A 22551-nucleotide genomic window follows, 5' to 3' on the forward strand; every position below is an offset into this window, starting at 1 on the left:
GACGTAAGGACGATTCACCTGCGCCGTGACGTCCACCCTCGGTACGGTGACGTTCCGTGGTGGATTCGACACGTATGTCGGGGGTCAGGGTGGGCGGCAACGGGATCACGTTCGGCAGACGCATCGCGTACCGACGTACCGAGTTGGGGTGGACACAGCTACGTCTGGCCGCAGAGGTGGATCGCAGCGAAGACTGGGTGTCACAGGTGGAACGCGACGTACAGCAGGTGAAGGACCTCACCCTTCTCCGCCGTCTCGCGTCCGCGCTGGGGCTCGAACTCGACACGCTGACGGAGCTGCCGCAACCGGCCGCCGACCGCCCGAGATCACGCCGACGCGCCTCCCCCTCCGATACGCTGACGAGCACGCGCGCTGCCGAGGAGGACGATGTGCGACGCCGCCCGTTCATGGCTCTGGCGGCTGCCGCCCTGTTCTCACCCGTCGTCGGCCAGCGGTCCGCACACGCCGAGGGCACACCGCTGGCCGGTCTGGAAGACTTTCTGCTGTACGGGGCTGCCCGGCTGCCGCCACCCAGGTACGACCCGACCGGGGAGTCGGTCGCGACTTCGCTGCTGACATCCCGGCGCGAGTTCAAGACGGCTCGGTACGACACCCTGGCCAAGGCTTTACCGGGACGGATCATCGCCGCTGAATCGGTCGGCACGGCGGAGCAGCGCGCGCGGAACATCGCCGAGCTGTACAACCTGGCCACGCGACTCTGCATCAAGATCGGCGACAACAATCTGGTCGCCATCACCGCCGACCGGGCACTCACTTCCGCCCGGGTCGGCGGCGACCCTCTGGTCGTCGCCGAGGCGCATCGCATGGTGTCCAGTTCCTGGCGCCGCCAGGGCAGCCTGACGCGAGCGACGGACATCGTGGTGGTCGCGGCCGGGGACCTGCTCACCGACACCTCAGCGCCCGAGGTGCAGCGGCTGGCGGCTTGCGGCGGCCTGTACGCCACTGCCGCTTACACCGCCGCGAAGACAGGTGACCGCACCTTTGCGCATGCGCTGATCCGCGAAGCCGCCGAAAACGCCACCGCTGCGAGTCGGACATCCGGTACGGCCCATGGCGTCCAAAGCGTCACCCTGCACGAGCTCTCTGTGCACTATGAACTCGGTGACGCCGGTCGCGCGATCGAACTGGCCCGCACCATCGACCCCACCGCCCTACCGACCGCCGAGCGTCAGGCCCGCTTCTTCACCGACGTGGCCCGCGCGTTCGACCAGTGGGGCAAGCCCGAACAGTGCTTCAGGGCCCTGCTGGCCGCCGAACAGGCGGCCCCGCAGGAAATGCACCGCAGCGCCGTCCGTGACCTCGCCACCGGTCTGCTGCGACACGACCGCAAGCTGCCCGGTGTCCGCGACTTCGCCGTTCGCACCGGCGTTGTCCTCAACTGATCCGTAGTCGGGCTACGGGCCGTAGCCCGACTACGGACGCGGTACCCGTGAACGCGGTCTCCTGATGACGTACCGGCGCCCAGCCGGTGCCGGTGCCCAGCACCGTCGGAATGAGCTACCTCACCATCAGGACCCTGCGATGCGGAACATCACTGCCGTGCCCTCCGGCACCCGCTCGGATCGCACGGCGCCGCCCGGCGCCGTGCCCGCCTCCACCGACCCAGCGCGCACAGGCGCGGGGCCCTCCCTGGTCCATCTGCCGTGCCGACCCCAGTCGGCTTCGGCAGCTCGCCGATTCATCCGGGAGAAGTTGATCGACTGGGGCCTGTCCGGCTTGGCGGACGATGCACTGCTGATCACATCGGAACTGGTCGCCAACGCAGCCAAGACCGAGTGCCGACGGCCGTTGTCCCTCGGTGTCGAGCGGACCGGTGAGGGGTCGGTGCGGATCTCCGTCACCGACGGTTCCCGAGCCCTACCAGTTCGGTCCCTGGTCGATGACGAGGCGTTGGGCGGCCGGGGCTTGGCTTTGGTCCATCACCTGACCGGCCGGCGATGGGGCGTCACGCCCACGTCTGACGGCAAAACCGTCCACGCCGAGCTTCGGCTGGAAAACACAACACCGTCACCGGACTTCCCGCCCTACGACTGCTGAGGCGGGAGATGGCACCTCACGGTGCTGTGCACGGTCGACAACGAGCTCAGCCGTGCGAAATCCAGGAATCAAAGGAAAGGAAGAGCCAATGAATGACCTGGTCGTCACCGAGGACACCGGCAACGAGGACGGTGTCGTGCTGGTTCAGATCGGCGACGCCGCCGCCCTGACAGAAGGTCAGGGCGGCGGCAACAGCGAAGACAAGCGCCGCGCCTACAACAGCTGACCGCCCGGTGCTGCCGCCCGGGCCTCGGCCGGGGCGGCAGCACCCTCCTCGCAAGGAGACAGCCGTGATCTTCGGAGGGTTCAGCATCCCCTCACACACCCACCGCCTACTCCCCGTCGGCGCCTCGCCGGTCACACCCGGCTCTTCGACCTGGCGACTCGGCAACAGTCCGGCTCGCGTGTTGGCCACGGGAAGCGCACGCCGACGCGTTGTGGTGCTCGGCCACTGCGGGGCTGACGACTCCGATCTGTTGCCCCTGATCAGTGCCCCACCGCCTACTGATGTGGCCTGTCGTCGGCCTGGCGTCTGGACGATGGTGGAGGAGGGTACGGACACGGTGGTGGTCCACACCGATCCGGTCGCCGCACAGCCTGTCTACGCCACCCGGTGGGGTGGTGGCTGGGCCTGGTCGACATCGGCCCGACTGCTGGCATCGCTGACTGGCGCTCCGGTAGACGTACAGCGTCTGGCCTGTGCGGTGTTCCTGCCCTCGGTCCCCACTCTCGCGGCGGGCCGGTCATTCTTCGACGGCGTACGACATCTGTCGCCCGGTGCCCGGATCGAGCTGCCCGCCGACGGCGGCGAACCGCGCGTCGGCACAACCTGGCGGCCGGATCCGCTACCGGATCACGTGCCTGAGGTCCAACTCCGTCACGCCTTGGCCGCTTCGGTCGGCTTGCGCGTCAACACGGACCCGTCGCTGTCGTGTGACCTGTCGGGCGGTCTGGACTCCACCAGCATCTCGATGCTTGCGACGGCTTCCTTGCCGACCGGGCGCCGGCTGAACGCGGTCACGGTCCATCCCGACGGGGACCTCGGCGGAGCTGATCTGCGCCATGCCCGTCTGGCCGCAGCCCGCCACCCGCGCCGCCTCACCCATCATCTGCTGCCACTCACCAGTCGACATCTGCCGTACACCGCGATCACTGAAGCGACGACAACAGACGAACCGGCACCCTCGACTCTGACGCGCACCCGCCTGGTCCACCAACTTGACTGAATGAAGCAAGCGTTGGGTAGCCGGACGCACCTGACCGGCGACGGCGGCGACAGCATCCTTTTCCAGCCTCCGATCCACCTCGCCGATCTGATCCGTCACCGCCTCCTTCGCCGGGTGGCAGGCGAGGCACTCGGCTGGGCACGACTCCGCCACACCTCGGTCGGCCCCTTGCTGGCTTCGTCCGCGCGCACGGCGTGCGCCAGCCGTTTCCAAGCGCTGGAGGTCCTCGCCAACGAGGTCGGGGATCCGACCCGCAACGATCACGGCAAGGTCACCTGGTTCCCGTTGCTTCCCTGTCCCGCCTGGGCCGCCCCACCGGCGGTCCGCCTGCTGGTCGACGCCGCTCACCAAGCAGCCGCCGAAGCTGACCCGTTGCCGGGCCTCGACCACTCGGTACGTGTGCTGGTGGACGAGATCCGCGAGGTCGCGCGCACCGCCGCGGCCGACGCCCAACTCGCCGCATCGTGCGGCATCCAGACGCACAACCCGTTCCTTGACCCCATGGTGGTGAACACGGTCCTGACCACGCCGATCGGCCGACGCCCGCCGCTGTATGCCTACAAGCCGGTACTGGCCCGCGCCATGGCAGGAGTGCTGCCGCCCGAGACCGCCGACCGCACCACCAAGGGCAGCTTCGATGCCGACCATTACGCCGGCCTCCGGGCCAACCTGCCGGAGTTGTCGACCTTGGCGAACGGCCACCTTGCCGCCCTCGGCCTGATCCGTCCCGGGCCGTTCCGCCACCATCTGGCCCAGGCCGCCGCCGGCCTGCCGATGCCGCTCGCCACCCTTGAACAGGCCCTGACCGCTGAGGCGTGGCTGACCGCCCATCACGGCGGCCCGTCCCCTGGCTGGACTCGCGCCCCGGAAGCGAGCGCGCCCCGTGGATGAGCTCTCCGCCTTCGCCACCGTTCTTCCACACTTCCGTGCCGTGGACTTCGGCCACGTCGTGGTCCTCATCGACTACCGCACAGGCGACGTGAAGGGCCTCTTACCCACCACCGCCGAGCGTTTCCGCGAGGCCGCCCGCACGGGTCGCCCTGGCCGGCTCCCTGGTCCACTGGCCACCCACCTGCTGACCTCCGGGTTCCTCGCCCCCACCTCGGGACCTCGCCCCTGGCCAGTGACCAGGGCCACGACGGCGACGGCCAGTTGGGGAAGCGTCGAGCACCCCGCCGGCACGGCACGCCCCCGTTCCGTTCCGCCTCTTGACCTGCTTCGCGCCACAGGAGCGCTGTCCGCCGTGGCAGCCGTCAAGGCCGTCGGCCACCGTCGTACGACCATGCTCCGCGTCATCCGCACCGTCCACCGAGCCACGTCAACTCGTCGCCGCCCGGCCACCCCTGAGCAGGCGGCCGCCGCAGTACTCGCCGTCCGGGCCGCCGGGTGGAACTCCCCTGGGCGCAGCGCCTGCTTGGAGGAGTCCGCCGCCGCCGTACTACTGATGGCCTCCCGTTGTCTCGGTGTCACCTGGTGCCACGGAATCGCCGCGGACCCCGTCCGGCTGCATGCCTGGGTGCAGACTGAGGACGGCACGCCAATCGCCGAACCCCTCTCCACCAGCGCCTTCACACCCGTTCTCACTCTCGGAGCCCACCATCACCAGTCCTGAACCAATCATCTGGGTCCGCGACGACGTCTGCGGACTCGGCCCCTACCAGGCCGACCTCGTGGAGACGTACTGGCGGTGGGAGCAGGACCCCGCCTCGCTCATCGGCTACGGCCGCCAGCAACCGGAGTCCCTGGAGGCCCGCACCGAGGGCATCGCCCACCAGCTCCGCGGCGACAACATTCGGTTCACCGTCTACCACCTCACCGACGGAACGCCAGAACCGGTAGGGGTCACCACCCTGTTGCCCGATCCCTCGGTGCGCACGGCCGAGTACGTCGTGATGCTCGCTCCTGAGGCCCGCGGCATGGGACTGGGAACCGCCGCCACCCGACTGACCCTGGACTACGCCTTCCACATCACCAACCTGCGGATGGTCTGGCTGAAGGTGCTGGCCCCCAACAAGCCCGCCGTCCGCGCATACGAACGGGCCGGTTTCCGCACCGCAGGCACCCTCCGCCAAGCCGGGTACTGGCTCGGGCAGGTCTGCGACGAGTTGCTCATGGACACCCTCAGCTCCGACGTTTCCCCGCCCTCGGTCATCAGCCCACTGATGCCGTGAGTCGCCGTCGGCCTGACGATCAGGCGTCGGCCCCTGCCGCATATGAGGTGGGCGTCACCGAGTTCCGAAGCCGCACTCGATCGCATCCTGAATGCCGCCTGCTCCACTCCGCCCACCCCATGGAGTCGTCCGTGCCCCGCCCCTACGTCCTCCTGTCCGCCGCTGTGTCGATCGACGCCACGCGACGCGTCCCGGGGCCCGAAGCTCGGGCTTCGAGGGCCGGGACAGGGCGGCTCACTCTTTCGTGGGTACGGAGAGGGCGCGGGGCCCGGCGCTTGAGCTTCGGGATTCGGGGGCCGGGACGCGGGGTTCGGGATTCGAGCGGTGTCGTTGTCCGGTAGGGAAAGAAGGGGGTAGCGAAAACCTCCCCGCCTCCCCACCCCTCCATAGCCAGCAAATATGACTATTCGTGATCAGTTTGCAGCGGACTGTCACGACTGTCTACGGTGCCCTCAACGAAACGACCCCGACGCGGCGCTAACAACACCGGACGGGGTCTCACCCCAAGATCGAACGGACCCCGATCTCGTGGCTACCGAGAAGCTTAGCCCTGCCCTGCCCGCCCCCGCAGCCTCACGCCCGTACGCCAGAGCCCACCACGGCTACGGCAAGCGCACCGCGCTCGGCCAACGCCCGCCCCGTGCTGCCGACTTCGCGCTTCTGCCGGAACGGGAGCGATACGTCGCCGGGTACGTGGACCGGCTGCCCGACGGGTGCGCCATGGACGTCAAGTCGCTGGCCAAGGCACTTCCGCTGTACGGACAGATGGCCGTCGGCAGCGCGTTGCGGGCCCTGGGAGTGGCCGGTCATCTGCGGCGTGTGCGGTGCCAAGTGGTCGAGGCCGGTCAGAGCCGCTGGGTGACCCGGACGTACTGGTCGCGTACGGCACACGACAGCGCGTAGTGGGACACGTTCACCCGCGACGGCGCCGGAAACCACCCGGAAGCCCCGGCTGAACCGGCCGCTCCGGCAGTCGTGCCCGCCCCGGCAGTCGTGCCCGTCCCGGTGGTCGAGGCGGCATCGGAGGTCGCTCCACCGCCGACCTGGGCCGACGAGGCGGTCCCGGCATCCCCGGCTGGTCATCCGGCCGCCTCGGCTCAGCGCCCGGCCGTCTCGGCTGAGCATCCGTCCACTTCGGCCCAGCGTCCGCCCGCCTCGCCGCCTGTCGTCCCCGCGCAGCGGACCGCCGCCGAGGAGACCCCGGCCGGTCCCTCGCCCGCGTACCTCGCCCTCGCCCGACTCGGACGCCGCGAACCACGCCTGGCCCTGTCCGCCGCCGACTGCGCGGTACTCGAAGAAGCGGCCTCCGCATGGCTGGAGCGGGGTGTGGACACGGAATACCTCACCCTCGCTCTCACGGCCGGGCTCCCCTCACACGTCGACTCGCCCGTCGGCTTCGTACGGCGTCGGCTCATGGACAAGATCCCGCCCCGGCTACCGACGGCACCGTCACCGGTCGCATCCGACGCCCCCGTGCGCCGGGTCTTGATGGAGTGCACCGAATGCGGGGTGCCCGGACCGCCCGAAGCCCTGCCGGGCGGCCTCTGCCGGTCCTGCCGTACGCCTTCCCCGGAGGCCGGGGCGCCCACTCCCGTCGAGGTCCCCGAGCAGCGCGACGTCCACGCACTCGTCGACAGTCTCCGCAACCTGATGCAAACCCCCTGACCTCCTGGCCCCCGATCCCCGACGAGCGCATGTTCCCCCTACCAGGGCCCTCTTCAGGCGCGGGGACGCGGCCGATGTCCGTGAGGGCCCGCAGACGGTGGATCCACCGGTCCGGCTGTCCCCGAATTCGATGTTCGCCCGGTCCGGCTCCGCCCTACCGTCGTCCCCATGGCTGACGCATGCTTCGCGCACCCCCGCCTGGCCCCGCTCTACGATCCTCTCGACCCCGACCGAGGTGACCTCGACCCCTATCTCCGGATGGCCGACGACTTCGGGGCGCGTCGGGTGCTGGACATCGGATGCGGGACCGGGGTGTTCGCCCTCCTGTTGGCCGGGCGCGGTATCGAGGTGGTGGGGGTCGATCCCGCCCGTGCGTCCCTCGACGTGGCGCGGTCCAAGCCGGGCGGGGAACGGGTGCGGTGGATCTGTGGGGATGCGGAGGCCCTCCCGCCGCTTCAGGTCGATCTCGTCACCATGACGGCGAACGTCGCCCAGGCCATTGCCGATCCGCAGGACTGGTCCGCTACCTTGCGGGTGGCGTACGACTCGCTACGACCCGGCGGGCGGCTCGTGTTCGAAACCCGGGACCCGGCGGCGCGGGCCTGGGAGCAGTGGACTCCCGCGGACTCGCGCACGGTGACGGAAATCCCGGGCGCAGGCGCGGTGGAGAGCTGGGTCGAGGTCACCTCGGTCGACGGGCCACTGGTCTCCTTCCGGTGGACCTATGCGTTCGCGGCGGACGGGCAGATGCTGACCTCGGATTCGACGCTGCGGTTCCGGGAGCGAGCGAAGGTCGAACGGGATCTGGGCGCACAGGGGTTCGAGGTGGAGGAGGTGCGGGATGCGCCGGACAGGCCGGGCAAGGAGTTCGTCTTCGTGGCGCGGCGCCGTCAGAAGCGGGGTTCTGACTCGCCTTCCGTGGAGCATGCACCTGAGTGACGGTGGTCGAGCGGGCAAGCCCTGGGGAAGTTGCCCGGAGTTGAGCCGTTCCGGGTGCGGTGAGGCTGACAGTTCGGACCGTGGAAGAAGTGGTCCACCGGGCTGGCAGAGGTGCTGTTCCCGTCAATCGCCGATGTGCGGTGCCGTCGGTCGACGTGAGCGACGAGGCGGTACGTATGGAGGCGCGAAGCACGGTGGCTGGGGCCGTCTGCCCCGACTGCGGAAGCTGGTCATGACGGTCGTCGTCGGCTTCAATCTCCGCCGCAAGCGCGTCTTGCTCTACTCAAACGCCATGAACCGGCCCAACTCACGTGACTTGTCCCGAAGGGCGGTCGCCCACACGTCCTCAGAGGCAACCGGGACCGCCGGGACCTGAACATCATTGAGGCCCCCGTCCTCGGCGGAACCTGTCGGCAGCCAGTTCACCTCGATGCCTGCCCTCTCCGCCAAAACCAGCACCGTGGCGACGAAGCCCTCGGACAGGGCAGTCATGACCACGTGACTCGTCCTCCGGTGCCATGCGATCAGGGCATCGACGAACTCACTGAACACGAGAGGGTCGATCTGGCACTCGTCGGCCTGCATGGGACCGATGCCGGAGGGCAGTCCCAGTTCGGCCTGGTAGACACTCACCTGGCTGATGAACAGCCGGGAGGCTCCGTTGGACGGGTTCCACAGGGTCTGGTCGCCCATGTCGTAGTACTGGCTCAATGCAGCCTCTTTCTGCTGGGCAGGCATACCAGCCAGCGTCTCGAGCACATGACATTACGGCCAGTCAGCCCTCTACGAAAAGTGAGCCACGGCCAGCAGCGGTGAAAACCAACGTGGTTACGGAACCGGCCCGTTGACCGCCCCCCTGTGGGCCGGCCGCACGGATCAGTCACGTCGTGCCGAGCGGCGGCGGCCGGTGGGGCTCCAGGATGTGGTGGGCGTACGTGTCGTCCGGCGCGATGCTCAGGACCGCCCGGCGGGCCTCCTCGGAGCGGCCTGTCTCGCAGAGCAGTCGGACGAGGACGTACAGGGCGCCGCGGTCGCCGTCCCGGGCACGGTCGAGCAGATCGATAGCCGTGTCCCAGTCGTGGGTCTCCTCCGCCGCTCGGGCCCGCTCGAACCACTCCACGGGGCGAGTATCGCGGTCCGGACACCCCTTCAGGAAGGAACCGGGCAGGGGCCGGGGAACCACACCGGGGCGCCCGGCCGCGCACCTTGTGGGCCGGCTGGGACCGATCGCGGGTCGGGACGCGGCCGGATGCGGCTCGGGGCGCGACGGTCCGCGAGTCACGGTGGCGGGCGCTGCCGACCGCCAGCCGGACCATGACGGATTGTCAGTGCCGCCGCATAGGGTCCACGACATGACTGACTGGACCCATCACTCGTTCCCCGACCATGAGGTCAACCTCGTCTTCGCTCGCGGGCTGGCCCCCGACGCGCTCGTCGGGCGGCTGCGGGACCTGCTCCGCGAGCCCCTGGCCCATGGCGTGGCGAACGGTTGGACCTGGGCGGTCCACGACATGCTGAGCTTCGAGGCCGACGACTACGAGCTGGTCGACTACGTCGGCATCTCCCAAGGCGGCGGGGAGATCGTCGTCTTCGTGACCGAGCCGTGCAGCGCGAAGGCGCACGGGCCGGACTTCTCGTACTACCGGGACGGCCGTATGGTCCTCCACTTCAGCTTCGAGGACGTGGAGCAGCGGGTGGGCGAGAACCCGGACCACCTCTCCGCCGAGCTTCTGGCCGCGAACCTCATAGGCCCTGGAGCGGATTGCGGATGGGGGGAGGGCGATGGCCATGACTGTTCCGAGCATCGGGACGACGACGAGGAACGGCTCGTGAAGACGATCGCGGACTTCTTCGTCCTGCCGTCGCCTCCGCTGGCCGCGAAGGTGGCGGCGCGGTGATGCGGCTCGCCCCGGACACGTACGTCACCTTCTGCAAGGGCATGAGCCTGCCCACGCTGTCCGCCGTCTACGCCGAAGCGGGGCTTCCCCCGACCAGCGCCGGGCAGTCGTCCGGATGGACGTGGGTGACCCATGACGCGCACCCCGCCTCGGACGGGATATCGGTCTGCGAGCTGGCCGGCCGGGTCACCGGATTCCGTTACACGGACCGTGTGGAAGGACCCGAGCCGGCGGAGACCGTGTTCCTGGCGTCCACGCCCGACTGCGCGTGCGAGCACGGGCAGCACTACTCGGTTCCGCACTGTGAAGCCCACCCGTTCCAGTTCGTCCACAGCCGTGGCGGCTTCGCGCTGAACTACTTCAACATGGGCGGCCGCCGCGAGTCGCGACGGAGCGGGGACCTGCTGGTACGCGAGCTGCTCGACGCCGGGATCGTCGGCCGGGAGACGGGGTACGACGCCGATCCCGGTTTCAACGCCGACGGCGCGCACACGCTCCGGATCATCGCGGACCACTTCGGGCTGCCCTCGCCACCGCTGCTCGCGTGAGGCGATCGGGGCCGCCCGGCCGGGTGCGCGGGGCGGTGGGGCCTGTCCCCGCAGGGTAGGGCCTGTCCTAGCAAGGTAGGGCCTGTCCCCGGAAGTGGGGCCTGTCCCCGGAAGGCCGAATGGGGTCCGGCCATGCGGCCGGACCCCCCTCGTTCTCCCCCTCCGCCGGGCCTTCCTGTTCCCCCCGGACTCCCCCCGGAAGCCCCGACGCCGAATACGACGACGGAAGGTACGGAAAGGTTGCATGCCTTTACATTTCCTTTACCATAGGGGTCGTTCCCTCATGGTGAACCGGCCCGCCACGCGACCCGAACGCTCGGCTACCATCCCGCCCATGGGTAGACCGAAGCACGTCATGGCAGCGCTCACGACCACCGCGATCGGGGCCGTCCTCCTCATGGGATGCTCGTCCGACGACGCGGACGCGGACGCCAAGGAGCCGGTGGCGTCGTCGCCCGCCGCGTCCGACTCCCCGGCGCCGGAAGAGAGTTCGGCCACCGGCTACACCACCCCCGCCGCCTGCGAGGGCGTGCCGCTGGAATCGGGGGCGACGATTTCCGGCAAGGACCTGGCCGCCTGTGTGGTCGCCGCGATGGAGGCCTACGGCACCGGCACCGAGTACGTGCTCTCCGGGGACCGGTCGGGTACCACGCGGTTCCGGTTCGGGGACGACCCGGCGATGGCGGGGGACATCGACGGGGAGGACGGGCAGGACGGCGCGACCTCGTTCGTGTTCCTCGGTGACGAGGAGTGGATCAAGACCAACGGGACATGGGTCAAGGGTGATCCGGACGGTGACGCCGGGGCGGTCGTCGTCGCCTCGGTCGGCAAGGCCTACCGGGCGCTCTCGGACCCGCAGGTGACGGCAGACATCATCGCCACCTCCCCGGAGTGGAAGGTCGATACCGAGAAGGCCCTGATCTCCCTGGAGAACGGCGAGGACACCAACGCCTGGCGCATCACCAACACCAAGCCGTTCACCTGGAACGGCGCGACGATGACCGAGTACATCGTGTGGCTGGAGGACGACGCCACCCCGGTGGGCGCCCAGGGCACCTCCGACACCGGCGGTGCGCCCAGCACCACGCTCCAGCACTTCTACGACCTCGGCAAGCCGGTCACCATCGAAGCGCCCGAGTAGGGCGGCCGCCTTCCCCGGGACCCGGACCGCACAACCGGGCCCCGGGGAAAGCGTGTTCAGCAGGCGTGTGCCAGATAGCGGGCGGCGACCTCGGCGATCACCTCGGCGCCGTCACGCGCCCACAGCTCCTCGTTGAAGATCTCCACCTCGATCGGCCCGTCGAATCCGGTCGCCTCGACGTGCCGCCGGAGGAAGCGGAAGTCCACGCTGCCGTCGCCCAGTTGGCCCCGGCCCACCAGCACGCCCGCGGGGAGCGGGGTGATCCAGTCGGCCAGCTGGAAGGAGTGGATCCGGCCGCCCGCGCCCGCACGGGCGATCTGCGCGGGCGCCTGGTCGTCCCACCAGACGTGGTACGCGTCCACGACGACCCCGACCTGCTCGGCCGGGAACCGCTCCGCCAGGTCCAGCGCCTGGGACAGCGTGGAGACGACGCAGCGGTCCGAGGCGAACATCGGGTGCAGCGGCTCGATCGCGAGGCGGACACCGCGTTCCGCCGCGTACGGGGCCAGCTCGGCCAGGGCGTCGGCGACGCGTTCGCGGGCGCCGTACAGATCCTTGTCCCCTTCGGGGAGACCGCCGGAGACCAGGACCAGGGTGTCGGTCCCCACGCCTGCGGCCTCGTCCACCGCCGCACGGTTGTCGTCCAGGGCGCGGGCCCGCCCGGCCGGGTCGGAAGCGGTGAGGAAGCCGCCCCGGCACAGGCTGGTGACGGTGAGCCCCGCGTCCTTCATCAGCTGTCCGGCGCGCTCGATCCCGTACTCCTGCACGGGGGCCCGCCACAGGCCGACCTGTCCGACGCCCGCCTTGGCGCAGCCGTCGGCCAGTTCGGGGAGGGAGAGTTGGCGGACGGTCTCCTGGTTGACGGACAGCCGGGAGAGTTCGGAGCTCATCGGGTACCTCCGTGGACGGCGAGCAGCGCGCGCATACGGGACTCGGCCAGCTCCGGATCGGGGAACAGGCCCAGCCGGTCGGCCAGTTCGTACGCCTTCGCCAGGTGCGGCAGCGAACGGGCGGACTGGAGGCCGCCGACCATCGTGAAGTGGTCCTGGTGGCCCGCCAGCCAGGCGAGGAGGACCACGCCGGTCTTGTAGTAGCGGGTCGGTGCCTGGAAGAGGTGGCGGGACAGCTCGACCGTGGGGTCGAGCAGGGCGCGGAAGCCCTCGGTGTCGCCGGTGTCCAGGACGCGTACGGCGTGGGCGGCCAGCGGTCCCAGCGGGTCGAAGATGCCGAGCAGGGCGTGGCTGAAGCCGCGTTCGTCGCCCGCGATCAGCTCGGGGTAGTGGAAGTCGTCGCCCGTGTAGCAGCGCACGCCGCCGGGGAGGCGGCGCCGGACGTCGATCTCGCGCCCGGCGTCCAGGAGCGACATCTTGATGCCGTCCACCTTGTCCGGGTGTTCGGCGATGACCTTCAGGAAGGTGTCGGTGGCGGCGTCGAGGTCGGCGGAGCCCCAGTAGCCGTCCAGCGCCGGGTCGAACATCGGGCCGAGCCAGTGCAGGACGACGGGTTCGGTGGCCTGGCGCAGGAGGTGGGCGTAGGTCTCCAGGTAGTCCTCGGGGCCGGTCGCCGTGGCGGCCAGGGCCCGGGAGGCCATGAGGATGGTCTGGGCGCCGCTCTCCTCGACGACCGCGAGCTGCTCCTCGTAGGCCGCGCGCACCTCGGCGAGCGTGGCGGGGCCGGTGAGCTGGTCGGTGCCGACACCGCAGGCGATCCGGCCGCCGACCGCCTTCGCCTCGGCGGCCGACCGGCGGATCAGTTCGGCGGCACCGGCCCAGTCCAGGCCCATGCCGCGCTGTGCGGTGTCCATCGCCTCGGCGACGCCCAGCCCGTGCGACCAGAGGTGGCGGCGGAAGGCGAGGGTGGCGTCCCAGTCGACGGCGGCGGGGCCGTCGGGACCGGCGTCGGCGTACGGGTCGGCGACGACATGGGCGGCGGAGAAGACCGTACGGGAGGCGAGCGCCGCACCGTCCGGGGCGGGGCCGAGGTCGAGCGGGGTGGTACGCGGCTCGTACGGACCCTGCGGGAGGTGGATGGTCACGGGGTCAACTCCTGTGCCGCGGGGGCGGGTCGGGCGCCGACAGGGCCGCTCGCGGGGCCGCGCGGAGGGCTGCCCGTGGGGCCGTTCGGTACGCCGTTCAGGGGGCCGTTCACAGGGACAGCTCCGGGACGTCGAAACGGCGGCCCTCGGCCGCCGACCTCAGACCCAGCTCGGCGAGCTGGACGCCCCGGGCGCCGGCCATCAGGTCCCAGGTGTAGGGCTCGTCGAGGGCGATGTGGCGCAGGAACAGCTCCCACTGGGCCTTGAAGCCGTTGTCGAAGACGGTGTTGTCCGGGACCTCCTGCCACTGGTCGCGGAACGGCTCGGTGACCGGCAGGTCCGGGTTCCAGACCGGCTTGGGGGTGGCGGAGCGGTGCTGCACACGGCAGTTGCGCAGACCGGCGACGGCGGAGCCGTGGGTGCCGTCCACCTGGAACTCCACCAGCTCGTCGCGGTTGACGCGGACCGCCCAGGAGGAGTTGATCTGGGCGACGGCGCCGCCGGCCAGCTGGAAGGTGCCGTAGGCGGCGTCGTCGGCGGTGGCCGCGTAGGGCTTGCCCTGCTCGTCCCAGCGCTGCGGGATGTGCGTCCGGACGGTTGCGGAGACGCTGGTGACCTGGCCGAACAGCTCGTGCAGGACGTACTCCCAGTGCGGGAACATGTCCACGACGATGCCGCCGCCGTCCTCCGCGCGGTAGTTCCAGGACGGCCGCTGGGCCTCCTGCCAGTCGCCCTCGAAGACCCAGTAGCCGAACTCGCCGCGTACGGACAGGATCTCGCCGAAGAAGCCGCCGTCGATGAGGCGCTTCAGCTTGAGCAGACCCGGCAGGAAGATCTTGTCCTGCACGACACCGTGCTTGATCCCGGCGTCGCGGGCCAGCCGGGCCAGTTCGAGGGCGCCCTCGACGTCGGTGGCGGTGGGCTTCTCGGTGTAGATGTGCTTGCCGGCCGCGACGGCCTTCCTGATCGCCTCGACGCGGGCCGAGGTGACCTGGGCGTCGAAGTAGATGTCGATGGTCTCGTCGGCGAGGACCGCGTCCAGGTCGGTGGACCACTCGGTCAGGCCGTGCCGCTCGGCGAGCGCCTCCAGGGCGTGGGCGCGGCGGCCGACGAGCACCGGCTCGGGCCACAGCACGTCGCCGTCGCCGAGGTCGAGACCGCCCTGCTCCCGGATCGCGAGGATCGAGCGCACCAGGTGCTGCCGGTATCCCATGCGTCCCGTGACGCCGTTCATGGCGATGCGCACTGTCCTGCGTGTCACGAAAGGTCCCTCCATACAGCCGTAGCAAGCGCTTTCTATGAGGGATGACGCTAGCCTGCCGACAGCGGCCCGGACAAGAGGGGCCGCTCCACAACTCCTCGGAGGAGAGCGATGACAGTCACGCTGGCGGACGTGGCGGCCCGCGCCCGGGTCTCCCCGGCCACTGTGTCCCGCGTGCTGAACGGCAACTACCCGGTGGCCACGTCCACCCGGGAGCGAGTGCTGCGCGCGGTGGACGAGCTGGACTACGTGCTCAACGGGCCCGCCAGTTCGCTCGCCGCGGCCACGTCCGACCTGGTCGGGATCCTGGTCAACGACATCGCCGACCCCTTCTTCGGGATCATGGCGGGCGCCGCGCAGAGCGAGATCGGCGGGCCGGGCGACGGATCGGGCCGGGCGGGCGGCGAGAAGCTGGCCGTGGTGTGCAACACCGGTGGCTCGCCCGAACGCGAGCTGACCTATCTCACCCTGCTCCAGCGCCAGCGCGCGGCGGCCGTAGTCGTCACCGGTGGGGCGCTGGAGGACCCGGCCCACCAGGCAGCGATGGCGGCGAAGTTGGCGAAGCTCGCGGACGCGGGCACCCGGATCGTCTTCTGCGGGCGCCCCCCGCTGCCGGACACGGACGCCGTCGCGGCCTCGCTGGCCTTCGACAACCGGGGCGGTGCCCGACGGCTCACCGAACACCTGCTGGAACTCGGCCACCGGCGGATCGGTTACGTCGCCGGCCCGCTGGAACGCACCACGACACGGCACCGGCTGGAGGGCCATCGCGAGGCGATGCGCGCGGCGGGCCTCTCCGGCGACGAGGAGAGCCTGACCGTGCACGGCCCGTACGACCGGCGCTCCGGCTACGACGCCACGCGTGAACTCCTGGCCCGCGAAGGGGCGGTGACGGCCGTGCTCGCCGCGAACGACACGGTGGCGCTGGGCGCCTGCGCGGCGGTCCGGGACCACGGGCTCCGCATACCGGAGGACGTCTCGGTCGCCGGCTTCGACGACCTGCCGTTCTCGGTGGACGCGGTACCGGCGCTGACGACCGTACGGCTGCCACTGGCCGAGGCGGGGGCGCGCGCGGGCCGACTGGCGATGGGCAAGGAGAAGCCGCCGGCCGGGGGCATCACGACGATCGAGGCGGAGCTGATGGTACGGGGCTCCACGGCGGCCCCGCGGGGCTGAGGGGCCGGACGTGGACCGGAGCGGGATCGCCGGTGGTGCCTCGCCCCGGACGCTTCGGACGGCGGCGGAGGCGGTGACTTCCTCGGCGGGTGCGGTACGCCCGGCGGGCCGGTCTTCGGCCGAGACCGGGGCGTGGGGCCTTCTGGTTTTCACCAAGTGACGGCCCGGGTCGGCGACCTGCGGCAATCTTCCTCGTAGGGCGCTGACCCGCCTTTTGCTGTTGGCTGGCGATGGGGTGCGACGGTCCCGATCGGGTGTCCTGCGGACGGGCAGACGATTCATCGAAAAGGGTTGTCCCACTTGTCGTCATGGACGATGTGGACACACGCGCTCGTCGAGTCAGTCGGGAATCAGCCGTGTTCGCTGCCACTCCTCGCCCGACAGGTAGTACTCGTCTACTTCCAGCCGTCAAGTGACACCTGAGGACCGCCGTTGAGGTAGCGATGGAGAGCGTCGGCCGTGGTGTCCACGAAGCCGACGGGGATGGAATCGGTGTCGACCCAGCAGACCTGGGCATGTTTGCGTGGCTCTCGGTTCTCGGGTTCGCCGGTCCACTCGTGGGCGGCGAACACGACAGTGAGGAAGCCGTTGGGGGCTTCGACGCCCCAGGCACCGTGGATGATGTGGGCGACTTGCAGGGACTCGGGCCTCACCGTGAGGCCCGTCTCCTCGTAGAGCTCGCGGACCGCAGTCTCGGTGATGGGCTCGCCGGGCTCGCTCTTGCCTACGGGGAGGTCCCACAGCCCCTGGGCGAACTTGGCGTTCTCGCTGCGCTGGAGAAGCACGACGCGATTCGTGACCTCGTCATGGACGATGACGGCCGCGACCAGCAGGGTCATCGAGTCAAGCGCCGGCTTGAGGGCTTGGGAGCGGTCGCCGGTCTGCTGAGCCACGGGGTTCCCCTCGTCGGGCGGGTTGTTGGGCATGTGAGAGCGAGGGCCTCGCGTGCGCGGCGGGCGAGATCTACGGCACCGGGTACCTTGCGCCGATGGTAGATCGCGAGCGTGGAACGGATCGAGGTGATCGCCTTGCGGGTGCGGTCTGAGGTCATGCCCTCCATGAGGGCAAGGGCCTGGGTCCAGGCCGCGACCGCTTCGTCGGCTCGGGACTGGGCAGCGAGGCTGTCGCCGAGGTCGGCGATCAAGGCCCATGCCGCGCTCGGCGGCCGGCTCGTGCACGGCTGCCATTCCGTGCCGGACCAGTCCGGCGGTGTGGTCGCGCCCTCCGGTGCCTCGATGGCCAACTTCCGGGGTGACCTGGCCGAGTTCAAGGCGGGCTGGATCGAGCAGGTCTACGCCCACCGCGTGACCGCAGCCGAATAGGCCTCCCCCGCACGGCTCCGGGGCGGGCGGCGCGCGAGCCGGCCCGCCCCGGATCCCACCAGTCCCTGGAGACCCCCCATGGGACCAGAGCCCGTCCGCCACCCTGCTCAAGGACCTGTGCACCCTCACCGGCAAGCCCCTTCCCGAACGCGCAGCGATTCGCGTCTGGGGCATGTCCGGCGTCGAACGCGTCACGTTCCCCGACGGCACCACAGCCGTTTTCAAGCGGGACGCAGACGACCTCGACGGCGTCGCCGCCGCCGTGATGCTCCATGTCGCCCGCCCTGCGGGCGGTCTGCCCCTTCTCGACAGCGAGGGCCTCGCGGCCCCGCCCGGACGAGCCCTGAATCACCTTCAACGGCTGCGGAAAGCCGATCCGCTGGACAGACTGCGACGACATCGAGACCGCACTGGGGAAGATCTCCGCCGCAGCCGAGAGCCGCGTCCAGGGGGCGACGCTCGACCCGTTCGGCTGGGTCCACTCCGAGTTCCGCCCCACGAGCATCCACATCGGGGAGAACGGCTGGCACCTCCTCGACTTCGCCCGCGCCCTCACCGGCCCTGCGGGGCTGAGCGTCCGGACGTGGATGGCGTTTGCGGCGTCTGACGCACAGGTTCGAATCCTGCGGCGCACAGCAGTCCGAAATCTCCGAGAGAGCCAGGGCCTCCGGTCCATGCCGTGACGGCGGGCCGGGCGGGTCGCCTACACGCGGGTGCAGAGGAGGTCGTGGAAGCGGAGTCCGAACGCACATGGCGTGTTCGCGACTGTTGAGGGCTGACGTCAGTTCAGGCGCCCCCGCGGTACACGTGCCAGGTGGTGGCGGCAGACGCCAGGCGCCGGGTCCACGGGTCCGGATCGCCGGTGGTGATCTCGCCCCAGACACTTCGGTTGGCGGCAGCGAAGGCGGTGATTCCCTCGGCGGGTGCGGTGAGCCAAGCGGGGATCTCGGCGGCCCGGTCTTCGGCCGAGGCGGGGGCATGGCCGGAGGCGATGAGCCAGATGACCCAGTAACCGGCATCGAGCCAGGCGGCTCCCCGGGTGGCCCAGGCCCAGTCGACGAGACGTGCGCGATCGCCCTGCGAGGCACAGTTGTTGACGAGCACGTTGGTGTTGTTGAGGTCGGTGTGCAAGAGGTGATCTCCTGCGAAGAAGCGGAGGTCGCCGGGAGCGGCCGCGTAGCGCTCCAGGCGTTGCTCGGCGTGGCGCAGCTCGATGCCGGGGCACGCGGTTTCGCCGAGGCGGCAGAGAAGTGCCGCGACTTCAGGGAGGTCGGGTGAGCCGGGGGAGAAATCGGCGTGATGGCCGTCCTGGGACTCGAAACCGAGGAGGTCCCACCCGGCGGTCTCGACGTGCCAGCACAGGGCGGGAGCGACCCCGCCGAGGAAGGGGGCGATCGAGGCCTCCCGGCGCTGGGTCCAGACACGAGGGTGATCGGTGCGCAGGCCTTTGATGTGCCAGGCCCCTGTGGCGGAGGTGACGCGGGCCGCGATCTCGCTGTTGAAGCCCTCGGTGGCCTCCACAACGCTGAGCAGAGGGCCGGTGTACTGCTCGACAGCGGCGCGGACGGTGGTGGGCAGCCGGTCCAGGCCGATGCGGGTGGTCGCCATGGATCTCACTCTTCTACGGAGGCAGTGGTGCGGAGGCTTCGGGCGGAAGAACGACCCGAAGCCTCCGCGGTTATGTACAGCCGTACGACTATGTGTACGGGTTGTCGTCGTTACAGCCGGGGACCGCGCCCTCGGTCAACGCCTCCAGGTCGTCCAGGAGGACGACTCCTTCAGGCTCCTCCCGGACCGGTGGCCGGGAGCTGATCTCCACCATGACAGCGGTCATCGCAGCATCTCCTCGTTTCCGTGTTGGCAGTAGGTGTTCAGTGGTGCCTTCGCCTCCTGGTAGGCCTTGGCGAGCGGTCGGCAGACCCGGCAGGTGCGAGAGAGCTGACAGCCGCCACAGCCACCGGTGCGAAGCATCTGGGCATCGGCGATGCCGGGCAGACGGAACAGTCCGTCCAGGCCCTCGGTCATGAGGTCGACAGGGTTCTCACGGCCGACCTTGCACATGGTCGCCAGGCCGTGCGGGTCGACGTGGAAGAAGGTGTGGCCGGCGGGGCAGCCCTTGAAGACGCTGGACTTGTCCAGGAAGCCAGGGGCCTGCACGGCCAGGGGCTCGGGTGTTCCCGAGTACGTGGGGGAGATCGCCCCGTACTCCGTGCGTTTGGCCCCGTACCGGTCGGCGAAGGCACGCATGGCCTCCGCCTCGTGTGCGTTGTGCTTGGTAATGATCAGCGCCATTTCGAGCGCGATTCCGGCCTTCCGAGCTGCGACGAGACCCCTCTCGACGAGCTTGAACGCTCCCTTCCTGCGGGTAAGGGAGTCGAAGCTGTCCGGGGTTGCCCCGTAGAGAGAGACGGTCACCTTGTGCGGCGGCAGCTTCCGCAGCATCTCGATGATGTCGGGCCGGTGGAGCCGGGAGCCATTGGTGAGGATCTCGATCAGCATTCCGGATCGGTGGGCGAACGCGTACGCGTCCATGAAGTCACGGTCGATCAGTGGCTCACCGCCGGTGAACTGTAACCACAGAACCCCGGCGTCCCGCAGCAGCTCCAGGAGGCGGACTTTGCCGTCCCACGGAAGGCCCTCGAACTTCCGCTCGGCGAGGTAGCAGTGCTCGCAGTTGAAGTTGCAACCCTTGTTGATCTCGTACGTGGCCCGGCCGTATCCGAATCGGGTCTCCGGACGCACCAGGAGGACGGTGCGCGCTGGTCGGCCAGTCAGTTCAAGGCCCCACGCGGCTCGGGCTGTGTCGAGGAGCCAGACCGGCAGTGGGCCGCTGCTCTCGGCGAGCGAGGCGAGCTGTTCGTACAGCGCGCGGGGGATCTGTATCCCGGCACGAGCGCCGGGTCGGGCAACGAGGAACGTGCCGTTGTACGGGCTTGCGATCAGCTGGTGCACGGGTCCTCCTCCCTGCTGTCTTGCCAGGTGTGCTGCTCAGCGTGATCGGCGAACAGGCAGCAGCCCTCCCCATCGGGTCCCGGGCCGACCAGCGGGCAGTCCGGCAGTACGGTCAGCTCCACGTCCGCCCTCCCACGCCAGCGGAGCCAGAGCGCGGTGCCGTATTCCGAGTCGCCGAGAAGGCCGTAGTGCTCGTCGTCCCCGTGTACGGACAGCTGACACTGCACGGCGCTGTCGACGCACCCCGAGGCCGACTTCTCCCGGGCCTCCCTCGTTGAATCCAGCGGCAGCTGCCGCCAGCGCGCACACCTCATCGCGAAACCCCCCGGTGGGAGCTGGTGGAGTCCCGTGCGCCGCACCGATGGCACGCGCATGGCGGGAAGCCGCCGAGGCTGTCCGGGACCGCCGGGTTCTCTCCCACGCGCACCTCCCCCAAAGGGCCCCACGTCCGACCGGAGTCACGCGACACCCGCAGTGTCATCCGCACGACAGGCTGCGTAACGTCCGAGCATGCGTTCGGCGTGATCGGGTGCTCCTGCGAGAGGTCGTGCGACCTGGCTGCCATGCCACGAGAGCCGGTCGAAGCACCAGTCTTGGACGACACTATGAGCCACCTCCTATACACATGATCAAGTCCGTCACTCATGTACATGAGTGATAGAGAGTGCAGCACTCCTGTACATGAGTCAACCCACCACGACAAGAATTCCACGGTGAGGCTTGCCGCTTGACGGCGCCTCAGTTCCCTGCGGAGAACCGGTAGTCCAATACGAACTGGTCAGCGGCCATGATCGTGTCGCATACCTCCACGATGCGCCCGGACTTGGTCGCCGCGCTTCGTACGAGATGGATCACCGGGGAGCCGGGGCTCAGCGCAAGTGCGGAGGCCTCGGCCTTCGTTGCGAGTCGCGCCCGAACGGTCTCGGTGAACTCCGCGAGGGTGTGCCCGCGGTCTTCGAGCCGGGCGTAGATACCGCCGCCGCCTGGATTCTCGGCGAACATCTCCGGGATGTCCTTCACAACCTCCCAGGGGAGGTACGAGGTGGCCTCTTCCGTGGGCACACCGTCCCGGAAATAGCGGCGCTTACGCGCGAGCACCTGGGAGCCGACGGGCACCTCCATCCGCTCGGCGATCTCCTCCGGTGCCTCCGCCGGGCCGATGAAGAGGACCTGCACGGACGGACGACCACCGGACTGCTCTGCTTCCGCGAGGTACGCGGCCTTGCCTGCCTTCCTGTGGGACCGGCGGAAGCGGTCGGAGGACTTGCGCTGCACAGGTGGCCGGGACCGGACGAAAGATCCCCGCCCGTGGTGAGTCTCGATCAGCTGGGTCGCGCGTAGCTCCGCGACTGCCTTGCGCACGGTTCCCGAGGCGACGCCGTAGCGTTCCATGAGAACCGTTTCGCTCGGCACGGCGTCTCCGGCTCTCAACACACCCGACCGAATCTGTGCGGCAAGGTCGTCCGCGATCTGGAGATACTTCGCCTTGGCCGAAGAGGCCACATCACTGCTCGCCATAGTCCTTCTCAGTCTCCTATTCTCCTGTACATGAGTAACAGCCGCCAGGAGACCCCGTCAACGCCGCTCCACTCCGTCTCCGTAGCGGGAGTAGTCGTCCGGGGCGACGGCCGGGTGCTCACGATCAAACGAGCCGACAACGGGACCTGGGAGCCGCCCGGCGGGGTGCTCGAACTGGCCGAGGCCCCCGAGGACGGCGTCCGTCGTGAGATCTACGAGGAGACCGGCATCGCGGTCCGCGTGGGCCGCCTGACCGGGGTCTACAAGAACACGTCCCGGGGCATCGTCGCCCTGGTCTTCCGCTGCCACGCCGAGGGCGGCCACGAGCGGCTGTCGGAGGAGTCCGCGGCGGTCGAATGGCTGACCCCGGACGAGGTGACCCGTCGTATGACCGAGGTCTACGCGGTCCGCGTCACCGATGCCCTGCTGAACGGCGCACCCCGCGTCCGAGTGCACGACGGCCGGACACTGGCCGGACGCTGAGGTCCTCAAGTCCGATACGACGCGGATCCGGATCCCGCGACCGGTATTCGGCAGGCCACCCGTACGGCCCCCACGCACCGCCCCCCGAAAGATGGGGGCCACTCCCCCATGTGCCGGGCCTGTCCGCCCCGCAGGATGGGGCGTGGGAAGGCCGCTCG

The 22551-nt window shown here is 69.8% G+C and carries 22 protein-coding genes and 5 pseudogenes; 15 read left to right on the forward strand and 12 right to left on the reverse strand.

The annotated features are described in order from the left end of the window. Window positions 1-56 precede the first annotated feature (56 nt). From B9S64_RS10585 to B9S64_RS10620, 8 genes and pseudogenes are all read left to right on the forward strand, one after another. On the forward strand, window positions 57-1403 hold the full coding sequence (locus tag B9S64_RS10585; protein ID WP_146060122.1) for a helix-turn-helix transcriptional regulator: 1347 nt from the start codon (window positions 57-59) through the stop codon (window positions 1401-1403). A gap of 310 nt (window positions 1404-1713) precedes the next feature. Next, the gene (locus tag B9S64_RS34155) at window positions 1714-2058 is read left to right on the forward strand and encodes an ATP-binding protein (RefSeq protein ID WP_103491587.1); all 345 of its coding nucleotides are present in this window, start codon (window positions 1714-1716) and stop codon (window positions 2056-2058) included. Window positions 2059-2146: 88 nt separating this feature from the next. Further along, window positions 2147-2284: an albusnodin family lasso peptide gene (locus B9S64_RS10590; RefSeq protein WP_107498631.1), complete on the forward strand. Its 138-nt coding sequence runs from the start codon at window positions 2147-2149 to the stop codon at window positions 2282-2284. Between the two features lie 64 nt (window positions 2285-2348). Continuing rightward, window positions 2349-4175: pseudogene (locus B9S64_RS34975) on the forward strand (albusnodin/ikarugamycin family macrolactam cyclase). Window positions 4176-4407: 232 nt separating this feature from the next. Further along, window positions 4408-4896: a lasso peptide biosynthesis B2 protein gene (locus B9S64_RS10605; RefSeq protein ID WP_258037882.1), complete on the forward strand. Its 489-nt coding sequence runs from the start codon at window positions 4408-4410 to the stop codon at window positions 4894-4896. A gap of 7 nt (window positions 4897-4903) precedes the next feature. Further along, on the forward strand, window positions 4904-5455 hold the full coding sequence (locus tag B9S64_RS10610) for a GNAT family N-acetyltransferase (protein ID WP_258037887.1): 552 nt from the start codon (window positions 4904-4906) through the stop codon (window positions 5453-5455). 528 nt (window positions 5456-5983) lie between these two features. Next, a pseudogene (locus B9S64_RS10615) lies at window positions 5984-7120 on the forward strand (MarR family transcriptional regulator). Between the two features lie 168 nt (window positions 7121-7288). Beyond that, complete coding sequence (locus B9S64_RS10620; protein ID WP_103491582.1) at window positions 7289-8059, forward strand: bifunctional 2-polyprenyl-6-hydroxyphenol methylase/3-demethylubiquinol 3-O-methyltransferase UbiG; 771 nt, start codon at window positions 7289-7291, stop codon at window positions 8057-8059. 279 nt (window positions 8060-8338) lie between these two features. Here the strand turns inward: B9S64_RS10620 and B9S64_RS10625 are convergent, their stop codons facing one another. Together B9S64_RS10625 and B9S64_RS10630 are read right to left on the reverse strand one after the other, a co-directional pair. Then, window positions 8339-8797: a DUF6086 family protein gene (locus B9S64_RS10625; RefSeq protein ID WP_258037881.1), complete on the reverse strand. Its 459-nt coding sequence runs from the start codon at window positions 8795-8797 to the stop codon at window positions 8339-8341. 142 nt (window positions 8798-8939) lie between these two features. After that, window positions 8940-9179, reverse strand: a complete 240-nt coding sequence (locus B9S64_RS10630; protein WP_103491581.1) for a tetratricopeptide repeat protein — start codon at window positions 9177-9179, stop codon at window positions 8940-8942. 232 nt (window positions 9180-9411) lie between these two features. Here B9S64_RS10630 and B9S64_RS10635 point away from each other — a divergent pair, with 232 nt between their 5' ends. From B9S64_RS10635 to B9S64_RS10645, 3 genes are all read left to right on the forward strand, one after another. Then, complete coding sequence (locus B9S64_RS10635) at window positions 9412-9957, forward strand: hypothetical protein (RefSeq protein WP_103491580.1); 546 nt, start codon at window positions 9412-9414, stop codon at window positions 9955-9957. Next, on the forward strand, window positions 9957-10505 hold the full coding sequence (locus B9S64_RS34980) for a hypothetical protein (protein WP_103491579.1): 549 nt from the start codon (window positions 9957-9959) through the stop codon (window positions 10503-10505). The genes B9S64_RS10635 and B9S64_RS34980 overlap by 1 nt, the downstream gene beginning before the upstream one ends. Before the next feature lie 334 nt (window positions 10506-10839). Continuing rightward, the gene (locus B9S64_RS10645) at window positions 10840-11646 is read left to right on the forward strand and encodes a hypothetical protein (RefSeq protein WP_103491578.1); all 807 of its coding nucleotides are present in this window, start codon (window positions 10840-10842) and stop codon (window positions 11644-11646) included. A 56-nt stretch (window positions 11647-11702) separates the two neighbouring features. Here the strand turns inward: B9S64_RS10645 and B9S64_RS10650 are convergent, their stop codons facing one another. The 3 genes from B9S64_RS10650 to B9S64_RS10660 form a co-directional block, all read right to left on the reverse strand. Then, window positions 11703-12536, reverse strand: a complete 834-nt coding sequence (locus B9S64_RS10650) for a sugar phosphate isomerase/epimerase (RefSeq protein WP_103491577.1) — start codon at window positions 12534-12536, stop codon at window positions 11703-11705. After that, complete coding sequence (locus B9S64_RS10655; protein ID WP_103491576.1) at window positions 12533-13681, reverse strand: dihydrodipicolinate synthase family protein; 1149 nt, start codon at window positions 13679-13681, stop codon at window positions 12533-12535. The genes B9S64_RS10650 and B9S64_RS10655 overlap by 4 nt, the downstream gene beginning before the upstream one ends. Window positions 13682-13790: 109 nt before the next feature. Then, complete coding sequence (locus B9S64_RS10660) at window positions 13791-14942, reverse strand: Gfo/Idh/MocA family protein (protein ID WP_103491575.1); 1152 nt, start codon at window positions 14940-14942, stop codon at window positions 13791-13793. Window positions 14943-15053: 111 nt separating this feature from the next. Between B9S64_RS10660 and B9S64_RS10665 the strand changes: the two genes are divergently transcribed. Beyond that, window positions 15054-16118: a LacI family DNA-binding transcriptional regulator gene (locus B9S64_RS10665; protein ID WP_103491574.1), complete on the forward strand. Its 1065-nt coding sequence runs from the start codon at window positions 15054-15056 to the stop codon at window positions 16116-16118. Window positions 16119-16513: 395 nt separating this feature from the next. Here B9S64_RS10665 and B9S64_RS10670 read toward each other — a convergent pair whose 3' ends face one another. Continuing rightward, window positions 16514-17044 carry an NUDIX domain-containing protein gene (locus B9S64_RS10670; RefSeq protein WP_103491573.1) on the reverse strand — a complete coding sequence of 177 codons (531 nt, stop codon included), beginning with the start codon at window positions 17042-17044 and terminating at the stop codon, window positions 16514-16516. Between the two features lie 5 nt (window positions 17045-17049). Beyond that, window positions 17050-17256: pseudogene (locus tag B9S64_RS10675) on the reverse strand (tetratricopeptide repeat protein); the annotation flags it as partial. Here B9S64_RS10675 and B9S64_RS10680 point away from each other — a divergent pair. Then, window positions 17255-17440: pseudogene (locus B9S64_RS10680) on the forward strand (hypothetical protein); the annotation flags it as partial. The pseudogenes B9S64_RS10675 and B9S64_RS10680 overlap by 2 nt on opposite strands. A 172-nt stretch (window positions 17441-17612) precedes the next feature. Beyond that, window positions 17613-18027: pseudogene (locus B9S64_RS34985) on the forward strand (aminoglycoside phosphotransferase family protein); the annotation flags it as partial. A 199-nt stretch (window positions 18028-18226) separates the two neighbouring features. On the opposite strand, the gene B9S64_RS10685 reads toward B9S64_RS34985, so the two are convergent. From B9S64_RS10685 to B9S64_RS10705, 5 genes are all read right to left on the reverse strand, one after another. Then, window positions 18227-19048 (reverse strand): aminoglycoside phosphotransferase, encoded by an 822-nt coding sequence (locus tag B9S64_RS10685; protein ID WP_103491572.1) that lies wholly within the window; start codon window positions 19046-19048, stop codon window positions 18227-18229. 88 nt (window positions 19049-19136) lie between these two features. After that, entirely contained in the window at window positions 19137-19274 is a 138-nt protein-coding gene (locus B9S64_RS34435; RefSeq protein ID WP_181012311.1) for a hypothetical protein, read from the reverse strand. Next, window positions 19271-20392 (reverse strand): radical SAM protein, encoded by a 1122-nt coding sequence (locus tag B9S64_RS10690; protein WP_103491571.1) that lies wholly within the window; start codon window positions 20390-20392, stop codon window positions 19271-19273. Before B9S64_RS10690 ends, B9S64_RS34435 begins: the two co-directional genes overlap by 4 nt. Beyond that, window positions 20380-20706, reverse strand: a complete 327-nt coding sequence (locus B9S64_RS10695; protein WP_103491570.1) for a hypothetical protein — start codon at window positions 20704-20706, stop codon at window positions 20380-20382. The genes B9S64_RS10690 and B9S64_RS10695 overlap by 13 nt, the downstream gene beginning before the upstream one ends. A gap of 424 nt (window positions 20707-21130) precedes the next feature. Further along, a complete protein-coding gene (locus B9S64_RS10705; protein WP_103491568.1) occupies window positions 21131-21910 on the reverse strand; it encodes a GntR family transcriptional regulator in 780 nt (259 codons plus the stop codon). Between the two features lie 18 nt (window positions 21911-21928). On the opposite strand from B9S64_RS10705, the gene B9S64_RS10710 reads away from it, so the two are divergent. Continuing rightward, window positions 21929-22393, forward strand: coding sequence for an NUDIX hydrolase (locus tag B9S64_RS10710; RefSeq protein ID WP_181012314.1), 465 nt, complete (start codon window positions 21929-21931; stop codon window positions 22391-22393). Window positions 22394-22551: the final 158 nt, after the last annotated feature.

Origin of the sequence: Streptomyces sp. SM18, from assembly GCF_002910775.2 — a bacterium.
Lineage (GTDB): Bacteria > Actinomycetota > Actinomycetes > Streptomycetales > Streptomycetaceae > Streptomyces > Streptomyces halstedii.

What these genes read in the sequence shown, in the direction of transcription:
- B9S64_RS10590 (WP_107498631.1), top strand. Translation starts at nt 2,147, where the DNA reads ATGAATGACCTGGTCGTCACCGAGGACACCGGCAACGAGGACGGTGTC.
- B9S64_RS10705 (WP_103491568.1), bottom strand. Translation starts at nt 21,910, where the DNA reads ATGGCGAGCAGTGATGTGGCCTCTTCGGCCAAGGCGAAGTATCTCCAG.
- B9S64_RS10645 (WP_103491578.1), top strand. Translation starts at nt 10,840, where the DNA reads ATGGGTAGACCGAAGCACGTCATGGCAGCGCTCACGACCACCGCGATC.
- B9S64_RS34435 (WP_181012311.1), bottom strand. Translation starts at nt 19,274, where the DNA reads ATGACCGCTGTCATGGTGGAGATCAGCTCCCGGCCACCGGTCCGGGAG.
- B9S64_RS10625 (WP_258037881.1), bottom strand. Translation starts at nt 8,797, where the DNA reads ATGCCTGCCCAGCAGAAAGAGGCTGCATTGAGCCAGTACTACGACATG.
- B9S64_RS10695 (WP_103491570.1), bottom strand. Translation starts at nt 20,706, where the DNA reads ATGAGGTGTGCGCGCTGGCGGCAGCTGCCGCTGGATTCAACGAGGGAG.
- B9S64_RS10670 (WP_103491573.1), bottom strand. Translation starts at nt 17,044, where the DNA reads ATGCCCAACAACCCGCCCGACGAGGGGAACCCCGTGGCTCAGCAGACC.
- B9S64_RS10685 (WP_103491572.1), bottom strand. Translation starts at nt 19,048, where the DNA reads ATGGCGACCACCCGCATCGGCCTGGACCGGCTGCCCACCACCGTCCGC.
- B9S64_RS10620 (WP_103491582.1), top strand. Translation starts at nt 7,289, where the DNA reads ATGGCTGACGCATGCTTCGCGCACCCCCGCCTGGCCCCGCTCTACGAT.
- B9S64_RS10635 (WP_103491580.1), top strand. Translation starts at nt 9,412, where the DNA reads ATGACTGACTGGACCCATCACTCGTTCCCCGACCATGAGGTCAACCTC.
- B9S64_RS10650 (WP_103491577.1), bottom strand. Translation starts at nt 12,536, where the DNA reads ATGAGCTCCGAACTCTCCCGGCTGTCCGTCAACCAGGAGACCGTCCGC.
- B9S64_RS10665 (WP_103491574.1), top strand. Translation starts at nt 15,054, where the DNA reads ATGACAGTCACGCTGGCGGACGTGGCGGCCCGCGCCCGGGTCTCCCCG.
- B9S64_RS34980 (WP_103491579.1), top strand. Translation starts at nt 9,957, where the DNA reads ATGCGGCTCGCCCCGGACACGTACGTCACCTTCTGCAAGGGCATGAGC.